Origin of the sequence: Oerskovia sp. NPDC060287, from assembly GCF_042726775.1 — a bacterium.
Taxonomy (GTDB): Bacteria; Actinomycetota; Actinomycetes; order Actinomycetales; family Cellulomonadaceae; genus Oerskovia; species Oerskovia merdavium.
On sequence record NZ_JBHXBO010000180.1, the window covers coordinates 1 to 8,457 of the forward strand.

Annotated in this window: 6 protein-coding genes; 2 read left to right on the forward strand and 4 right to left on the reverse strand. The window is 71.9% G+C overall.

What is annotated here, in order from left to right:
• Nucleotides 1–77 precede the first annotated feature (77 nt).
• Together ACFWFR_RS14570 and ACFWFR_RS14575 are read right to left on the reverse strand one after the other, a co-directional pair.
• Complete coding sequence (locus ACFWFR_RS14570) at nucleotides 78–2,645, reverse strand: ATP-dependent Clp protease ATP-binding subunit (protein WP_191800869.1); 2,568 nt, start codon at nucleotides 2,643–2,645, stop codon at nucleotides 78–80.
• Between the two features lie 245 nt (nucleotides 2,646–2,890).
• Nucleotides 2,891–3,766, reverse strand: a complete 876-nt coding sequence (locus ACFWFR_RS14575) for a YwiC-like family protein (protein WP_377623425.1) — start codon at nucleotides 3,764–3,766, stop codon at nucleotides 2,891–2,893.
• 185 nt (nucleotides 3,767–3,951) lie between these two features.
• On the opposite strand from ACFWFR_RS14575, the gene ACFWFR_RS14580 reads away from it, so the two are divergent.
• Nucleotides 3,952–4,575: a hypothetical protein gene (locus ACFWFR_RS14580; RefSeq protein WP_191800865.1), complete on the forward strand. Its 624-nt coding sequence runs from the start codon at nucleotides 3,952–3,954 to the stop codon at nucleotides 4,573–4,575.
• Between the two features lie 153 nt (nucleotides 4,576–4,728).
• Nucleotides 4,729–5,628 carry a universal stress protein gene (locus ACFWFR_RS14585; protein ID WP_377623426.1) on the forward strand — a complete coding sequence of 300 codons (900 nt, stop codon included), beginning with the start codon at nucleotides 4,729–4,731 and terminating at the stop codon, nucleotides 5,626–5,628.
• 6 nt (nucleotides 5,629–5,634) lie between these two features.
• Here ACFWFR_RS14585 and ACFWFR_RS14590 read toward each other — a convergent pair whose 3' ends face one another.
• Nucleotides 5,635–7,536 (reverse strand): sigma-70 family RNA polymerase sigma factor, encoded by a 1,902-nt coding sequence (locus ACFWFR_RS14590; RefSeq protein ID WP_377623427.1) that lies wholly within the window; start codon nucleotides 7,534–7,536, stop codon nucleotides 5,635–5,637.
• A 159-nt stretch (nucleotides 7,537–7,695) separates the two neighbouring features.
• Nucleotides 7,696–8,316, reverse strand: coding sequence for a pentapeptide repeat-containing protein (locus ACFWFR_RS14595; protein WP_377623428.1), 621 nt, complete (start codon nucleotides 8,314–8,316; stop codon nucleotides 7,696–7,698).
• Nucleotides 8,317–8,457: the final 141 nt, after the last annotated feature.

The window sequence follows — 8,457 nt, forward strand, 5'->3', positions numbered from 1 at the left end:
GATCCGTGTGGATCGGGGCCCTTCGTCCGGTCGGCGTCAGACGACCGGGGATCGACAGCCGGTGGCTGCCGGGAGGATCACTCGGCGCCGGCTCGCAGCTCGCCGGTCGGCGGGAGGTCTGCCGTGGAGATGCCCGTCGGCGCGTTGAGCGCCGCGGTCGCGGCCACGCTCACCGGGCCACGCTCGTGGTCGTCCTTGGAGACGCCCCGGAACGTGAACTCGCCCAGCAGGCCTTCGCCCTCGGCGTCGACCAGGACGACCTGGCCAGCCTTGAGCTCGCCGAACAGGATCTTCTCGGAGAGCACGTCCTCGATGTCGCGCTGGATCGCGCGACGCAGCGGACGAGCACCCAGGACCGGGTCGTAGCCCTTCTCGGCGAGCAGCGCCTTGGCTGCGTCCGTGAGCTCGATGCCCATGTCCTTGTCCTGCAGGCGCTTGTCCAGCTTGGCGACCATGAGGTCGACGATCTGGACGATCTCCTTCTGCGAGAGCTGCGGGAAGACCACCACGTCGTCGACGCGGTTGAGGAACTCCGGGCGGAAGTGCTGCTTCAGCTCGTCGTTGACCTTGGCCTTCATGCGGTCGTAGCTCGTCACCAGGTCGCCGCCGGCGTTGAAGCCGGTCTGGAGACCCTTGGCGATGTCCCGCGTACCGAGGTTCGTGGTCATGATGATGACGGTGTTCTTGAAGTCGACCACGCGGCCCTGCGAGTCGGTCAGGCGACCGTCCTCGAGGATCTGCAGGAGCGAGTTGAAGATGTCGGCGTGCGCCTTCTCCACCTCGTCGAACAGGACCACGGAGAACGGACGGCGACGGACCTTCTCCGTCAGCTGGCCACCCTCGTCGTAACCGACGTAGCCGGGGGGCGAGCCGAAGAGACGCGAGACCGTGTGCTTCTCCGAGAACTCGGACATGTCGAGCTGGATGAGCGCGTCCTCGTCCCCGAAGAGGAACTCGGCGAGCGCCTTGGCCAGCTCGGTCTTACCGACACCCGTGGGGCCGGCGAAGATGAACGAGCCACCCGGACGCTTGGGGTCCTTGAGGCCTGCACGCGTGCGGCGGATCGCCTGGGAGAGCGCCTTGATGGCGGTCTCCTGGCCGACGACGCGCTTGTGCAGCTCGTCCTCCATCTTCAGCAGGCGAGCGGACTCCTGCTCGGTCAGCTTGAGGACCGGGATGCCGGTCGACATGGCCAGGACCTCGGCGATCAGGTCCTCGTCCACCTCGGCGACGGTGTCCAGGTCTCCGGCCTTCCAGGCCTTCTCCTTGTCCGCGCGCTGCTGCGTGAGCTGCTTCTCGGTGTCGCGCAGACGCGCGGCCTTCTCGAAGTCCTGCTCGTCGATCGCGGACTCCTTGTCGCGACGCGCCTCGCCGATCTTCTCGTCGAGCTCCTTGAGCTCGGGCGGGGCGGTCATACGACGGATGCGCAGGCGCGCACCGGCCTCGTCGACCAGGTCGATCGCCTTGTCCGGCAGGTACCGGTCGTTGATGTAGCGGTCGGCCAGCGTCGCGGCGGCCACCAGTGCGGCGTCCGTGATGGACACGCGGTGGTGCGCCTCGTAGCGGTCGCGCAGACCCTTGAGGATCTCGATCGCGTGCGGCAGGCTCGGCTCCGAGACGAGGATCGGCTGGAAGCGACGCTCCAGGGCCGGGTCCTTCTCGATGTGCTTGCGGTACTCGTCGAGCGTGGTCGCACCGATGGTCTGGAGCTCGCCACGGGCCAGCATCGGCTTGAGGATGCTCGCCGCGTCGATCGCGCCCTCGGCGGCACCCGCACCGACGAGCGTGTGGATCTCGTCGATGAACAGGATGATGTCGCCGCGCGTGCGGATCTCCTTGAGGACCTTCTTCAGGCGCTCCTCGAAGTCACCGCGGTAGCGGGAACCGGCGACCAGGGCGCCGAGGTCCAGCGTGTAGAGCTGCTTGTCCTTGAGCGTCTCCGGCACGTCGCCGCGGACGATGTCCTGGGCGAGGCCCTCGACGACGGCGGTCTTGCCGACACCGGGCTCGCCGATGAGGACAGGGTTGTTCTTGGTACGGCGCGACAGGACCTGCATGACGCGCTCGATCTCCGAGGTGCGTCCGATGACCGGGTCGAGCTTGCCCTCGCGTGCGGCCTGCGTGAGGTTGCGGCCGAACTGGTCGAGCACGGCCGAGCCGGACGGCTGGCCCTCGGCGGGGCCGCCCGCAGCGACGGGCTCCTTGCCCTGGTACCCGGACAGCAGCTGGATGACCTGCTGGCGCACGCGGTTGAGGTCGGCGCCCATCTTGGTGAGGACCTGGGCTGCGACCCCCTCTCCCTCACGGATGAGCCCGAGCAGGATGTGCTCGGTGCCGATGTAGTTGTGGCCGAGCTGAAGGGCCTCGCGGAGCGAGAGCTCCAGGACCTTCTTGGCGCGCGGCGTGAACGGGATGTGCCCGCTGGGGGCCTGCTGGCCCTCGCCGATGATCTCGGTGACCTGCGAGCGCACACCGTCGAGGGAGATGTTCAGGGACTCCAGCGCCTTGGCTGCGACTCCCTCTCCCTCGTGGATGAGGCCGAGCAGGATGTGCTCGGTGCCGATGTAGTTGTGGTTGAGCATCCGTGCCTCTTCTTGGGCAAGGACGACGACCCGACGGGCTCGGTCGGTAAATCTCTCGAACATGTGCTGCTCCTCACGAGCGGCGTACACCCGCACCGGTGGTGCTCAGGCCTGACCGCAACGACTCTATCCGTGACCAACGGGGCCGACCCCACGGATATGCCCTTGTTCGCCAGGGGCGTGACGAGGGGGTCGCTCCGTGACCTTTCGGCCGAGCGCCGGCGGGCGGCCGAGGAGGCTCTTCCGAGCCCCCTGCCCGACGGCGCCGCGCCCCGGGTGCCCTCGTCTCCCGGGGGCGTCGGACGAGGTCAGGCGGCCCCCGCGACCGAGAGGGTCGAGGGCAGCCAGAGCGCGACCACCAGGACGAGAACGCTCGCGGCGACCTCTCCCATCCCGAACTGCAACGGCTTGGCGTCGGTCCTCGGCACCCACACCGACCGGACCGTCAGGCCGGCGAACAGCAGCGCCGCGGGCCACCACGCGAGCCCGGCCGCTGCGAGCGCCACGCTCACGACGACCCCGGCGGCCACGTGGTAGACGGCCGACGCGACCAGGTAGGAGCGCTCGCCTCGCTCCCGGATGAGCGTCTTCACGTAGAGGATCGTCCCCGCGAAGTACGCCAGCACGAGGACGAAGACGCCCCACACCTGGGGCCAGCCGATCCCACCGAGGCCCGTGACGCCGTCGGGCAGGGAGATCCCCGGCCACAGGTCCGGCGCCGGACCCGTCCCGGCCGCGAACGCGACCGGCAGCATGAGGCATGCCGCGAGCACCGTGGCCCCGTCGTTGAGGAGCGAGCGCTCGCGCCGCCGGTACGAGCTCCACAGGCTCACCCCGAGCAGGGGGAGGAACAGCGGGACCCAGGCCAGGAGGTCGGGCCGCAGGACCAGGACCGCGACGGCTGGGACGACCGTCGCGATCCCGTACGCCCGCACGGGCGGCAGGTAGCGCGCCTTGAAGCGCGACTTGAGCCACAGGCCCGCGGCGAAGAACGCGAAGTACCCCACGAACCACAGGGCGGCGAGCGGCACGTGCACCCAGGCCGGACCGCCGAGCACGACGCCGACCAGCAGCGGCACCGCGAGCATCGCCCACGCGCCGTGCTGGTCGGGGACCCAGCCGGGGCCGCGGCGTCGTCGACGTCCTGCCGGACGCCGCTCAGGTCGCGTGCTCCGCTGGGTCATGCCCCCGAGACTGGCACGCGTCCGCGCAGCCCACGAGGACGTCCCGGCGGGCGGACCACGCGTCCCGGCCGGTGGACTCACCCGGTCCCCGACGTGCGCTCCCGGCGCGCCGACAGCATCGTTGACCCGGGAGCACCGCGAGGGCAGTCTCGTGGCAGGGGCACCCGCCAGTCCGAGGGAGGACGATGCACAAGCCGGACGAACCAGCAGGCGCCCATGAGTCGTGGGAGCAGATCGTCGCCCGTTTCGCGCGCTTCAGCGGCGTGGTGGGCGAGATCTCCGACCCGCTCACGTGGGGGCTGGACCTCGAGGAGGAGACCGTCACCGGGACGGGCGACGACCGCGACCCCACCGAGGAGCGGTTCCTGCGCGCCTACGTGTCGTTCGTGGGCGAGGCGGTCGACGTCGAGACCCTCCGCGTCGGCACGGAGGACCCCGAGCAGATCGACGACATCGTGCGCGCCGCGCTCAGCGGGGCGCTGGCCTCGCCCCTGCACAACGACGTCCCCGAGGGGGCCGAGGGCCCGACCGGCGCGGACTTCGCCGACGCCTACCAGGACTACCGCTCGGCCATGCGAGCGATCGTCGAGGAGGTAGACCTCGCCGCGCTGCAGCGCACGGCCTTCGTGCTCGACGACGTCTCGCACCCGTGCGTGCGGGTCGCGGTCCGGGGGACGGTCGCGGTGTACGTGCCGATCGGCGACCGGGCCGTGATCGTGTCCGGCCCGACCGACCTCGTGGACCGCCTGGACATCTCCACGGCACCGATCCGCAACCTCCTCCACGGTGACGACGGGCCGCGGTTCTGACTCGTCCGAGCCCGTCGCGCGGTACTGACGCCGTGGCGTGATCAAGCAGACACGCCCAGGCGTGACGTGGCTGCCGGGAACGACCAAGATGGGTGGTGCGGACGGTGCACAGTCGCACTGGACGGTCGTCGAGCAAGAGAGCAGGTGACGTCGATGCGTGACGTGGTCGTCGGTGTGGACGGGTCGGTCCAGTCGCAGGAGGCCCTCGACTGGGCCCTCGCCGAGGCAGGCTCACGAGGGGTGCCGCTCACCGCGGTCCTCGCGTGGGAGCCCTCGTGGCAGGACGGTCCGCGCCCGTCGGAGCCCTCAGACTTCAGCCACCTCGCGGATCTCAAGCAGGAGCAGGTCCTGACCCTCCTGGACGAGGCCCGGCACCGGACCGGCATCGAGGCGATCACGCACGCCGAGCAGGTCCAGGGTTCGCCCGCAGCCGCTCTGCTGGCACGGGCCGAGCACGCCGAGATGCTCGTGGTCGGCAGCCGAGGGCTGGGACGCCTGGGGCGACTGGTGCTGGGATCGGTGTCCTCGGCCGTCGTGCAGGGCGCCATCGAGGTCCCGGTCACGGTCGTGCGGTCGAGCGAGGACGGCGATGCTCCCGAGGCGGACGGCGACGTGCCGCGCGTCGTCGTGGGCGTGGACGGCTCGCGCACCTCGGTGCACGCGCTGCGCCACGGGCTCGAGGTCGCCCGCCGTACGGGCGCCGTGCTCGACGCCGTGTTCTGCTGGCAGATCGTCACGCTCGCCCCGTTGCCGGACTCGTGGGGCTGGACCCCGCCGATCGACGACTACGAGAAGTTCGCGGGCGAGCAGCTCGACCGTGCCCTCGAGGCCGCGGGCGCGGACCTCCCGGAGGACCGCTTGCGCCGCAGCGTGGTGCACGCGCACCCGGCCAAGGGCCTGATCGAGGCGTCCCACGGTGCGGAGCGCCTGGTCGTGGGCAACCGTGGCACGGGCGGGTTCGACCGGCTGCTGCTCGGCTCGGTCAGCCGACAGGTCGTCGAGTACGCGTCGTGCCCCGTGACGGTCGTGCGTCGCCCCGCCGGGGAGTCCTGAGGCGGGTCAACCGGTGATCGTGAACCTCGACGTCACGGTCGGCCCCGCCTCGACCACGCTGCCGCCGGTCGCCCGGACGTAGCGCAGCCCGATCGAGTGCTCGCCGGGCTCGAGCCCCGACACCACGCGGTCGAGCGGGCGGCCGGTCGCGCCGTGCAGGTTGCCCGTGGCGTCACCGTCCACGAAGACCTGCAGGGTCAGCCCGGCACGCCCCTCGATCCGGACGTCGACCGACGGCGCCCAGGACAGGACGGACCCGTCGGCGGGCGTGAGGATCGACGGCAGCGCGAACGTGAACAGGCCCTGGACGGTGGTCGGCTCAGAGGTCAGCCCGCCACGCTCCTGGGTCACGGTGAGGCTGTCCCAGCCTCCCCCGCTGCCCGACGGCGTCGCGCGCCACGTCCCGGCCGGCGAGACGTCCGCGGTGGCCAGGACCGAGGACGCCCCGGACAGGTCGGTACCGCTCAGGGTGACGGTCGCGCCGGCCTCCCCGGTGCCCGAGAGCTCGGGCAGGAAGACCAGCTCGCCCGGCGCCGGGGCGACGAGGGTCGGCGCGACGGGCGGGACGTCGGCGGGGTCCACCGGGTCGACGGGGTCGACGGGGTCGGGCGGCTCGGTGACGACGGGCGGCGCCGGGACGACAGGTGCCTCGGGCCCGACCTGGGTTCCCGGCGGAGGCGTGAGGTTCGTCCCCGAGGACCCGGACCCCCCTGCCCCGCCGGACGGGCCGGCGCCCGCCTCCGGCGTGCCCGTCGCGGGGGGCTCGGCCGCCCCGCTGTCCGGGATGTCCGCGGGGTCGGTCGTCCCGGGGGTGACTGCCGTCGCGCCGTCGGCCGATCCTGGTGAGTCACCCTCGCCGGTGAGCTGTTCGGCGACCGCTGGTGGCGCTGCTGCCCACGGCTGCGCGACGACCAGCACACCGGTCGCGACCGCGACGCCCGCACCGACCAGTGCGAGGACGAGCCCGCTCGAGAAGCCACCGCCGGTCGCACCGGCTCCGGACGTCGCTGCGCCGAGCGGGCCGGGTCCACCCGACGCTCCGCCCGAGCCGGCGGGAGCCGGGGAGGCGAGCTCCGCCGTCGGGCCGACGAACGCCCCCACCGGCGCGGCGCTCGCCGCGCCGCCCAGCGCGAACGAGCCTCCGCCCAGGACCGCCGGGACCCCCAGGACCAGCGGGACCAGGAGCAGGCCCAGGCGGGAGGCGACCTGGTCGACCTCCTCGACGAGGATCGAGCACGACAGGCACCCCGTCAGGTGCTCCTCGAACCGGTCCTTCTGGCGCGCGCTCAAGGCACCCCGGTTGTAGTCGCCCATCTGCTCGACGGCCCACCGGCACTCGGCGGGGACGCCGGCCGTGTTGACGTGCGCCTGGAGCCAGGACCGGCGCAGGCCCTCGCGCGCGCGGTACGCGAGCGCGGAGACCGACCCCGCGCTCAGGCCGAGCAACGGTGCGACCTCCCGCGGGTCCATGCCCTCGACCTCGGTGTACCAGAGCACGGCCTGCCACCGCTCGGGAAGCGCCTTGAACGCCGTGACGGTGACCGAGCCCTCGATCACGCCGTCGGCCATGTCGACCGGGTCGACGACCTCCGGGACCTCGTCCACCGCGATCGGGTTCGGCGCGTGCGACCAGGAGATCGCGACGCTGCGGACCGTCTGGTAGAGGTAGGGCCGGAACGGGCCGGTCGGCCCGTGCCCGCCCTGGATCGCCTTCAGGATGCGCGCGAACGACTCCTGGACCAGGTCGTCCGGGTCGAACGACGACGTGACCCGACGGGCAGCACCGCGACCGGCACCCGCGTGCCGGGTCCACAGCACCCCGTAGGCGTCCCGCGAGCCCCGGCGCACGGCGTCGACGAGCTCCTCGTCGGCCAGTGCCTCGAGGTTCTTCTCGCTCGTCGTCGCCATGGGTGTCCCTCCGGCGTCCCGGTGACGCCGGGCGCACGATCGGGGGCGCCCCGTGCCTGCCACGAGGTGCCCGTCACGAAGAGAGACACGCCTCGGACGCGATCATGACGTGACCGTGACGTGACTCTCAGTACGCCTCTGCGACCTGGGGGCGATCGCTCAGTGCGTCCGGACGTCCAGCCCCAGGGACTCGGCGAGGACGAGCGCCTGAGCAGGATCGACGATCGCGCCCTGCACCGTGCTCGACAGGGGGTCGAGCGAACGGAGGTCGCTGCCTCGCAGGTCCGTCCCCGTGAAGTCGGCCTTGTGCAGCCAGGCGCCGGACAGGTCGAGGTCCCGCAGGACGGCGCCCTGGCAGCGCGCGCCCGTCAGGTCTGCCTCGCGGAACCGCGCGCCGGTCAGCGTCGCGCTGCGCAGGTCCGCACCGGGGAGGCCCACGAACGACCAGTTGCCGCCCACGACCTTCATGAGGTCGAAGCCGCACTCGGTGAAGACCGAACCGACCGTCTTGCAGCGCGTGAACGTGGTGTCGAAGAACGAGCAGCGCGAGAACGTGCAGTTCGCGAAGGCCGAGTCCGTGTGGGTCGACGCGTTGAAGCGCACGTTGCGGAACGTGCACTCCGTGAACGTGGCGCCGGTCGTCGTGATCTCCGAGAAGTCGCAGTCGCCGAACGCCACTCGCTCGAACACCTCGCCGTCGAGGTCGCGTCCGTACCAGTCCTCCCGGTCGACCGACGAGTCGGTGGGCGGGGTGGGGTTGCCGTGCGCGCGATCAGCCATGCGAGCGACGGTAGCGGGAGGCACTGACGGGTCGCTCGGGGACCGGGTGCCGAGCACGAGGTTCCGCGCGGTCGAGCACGAGGTCGCGGTCGTGAGAACGGACCGGGCGACCGCAACCTCGGGCTCGACGCACGACAGGCA

Bases quoted from the DNA above. Each gene is read 5' to 3' on its own strand.
- ACFWFR_RS14575 (WP_377623425.1), bottom strand. From the start codon at position 3,766: ATGACCCAGCGGAGCACGCGACCTGAGCGGCGTCCGGCAGGACGTCGA.
- ACFWFR_RS14590 (WP_377623427.1), bottom strand. From the start codon at position 7,536: ATGGCGACGACGAGCGAGAAGAACCTCGAGGCACTGGCCGACGAGGAG.
- ACFWFR_RS14595 (WP_377623428.1), bottom strand. From the start codon at position 8,316: ATGGCTGATCGCGCGCACGGCAACCCCACCCCGCCCACCGACTCGTCG.
- ACFWFR_RS14585 (WP_377623426.1), top strand. From the start codon at position 4,729: ATGCGTGACGTGGTCGTCGGTGTGGACGGGTCGGTCCAGTCGCAGGAG.
- ACFWFR_RS14580 (WP_191800865.1), top strand. From the start codon at position 3,952: ATGCACAAGCCGGACGAACCAGCAGGCGCCCATGAGTCGTGGGAGCAG.
- ACFWFR_RS14570 (WP_191800869.1), bottom strand. From the start codon at position 2,645: ATGTTCGAGAGATTTACCGACCGAGCCCGTCGGGTCGTCGTCCTTGCC.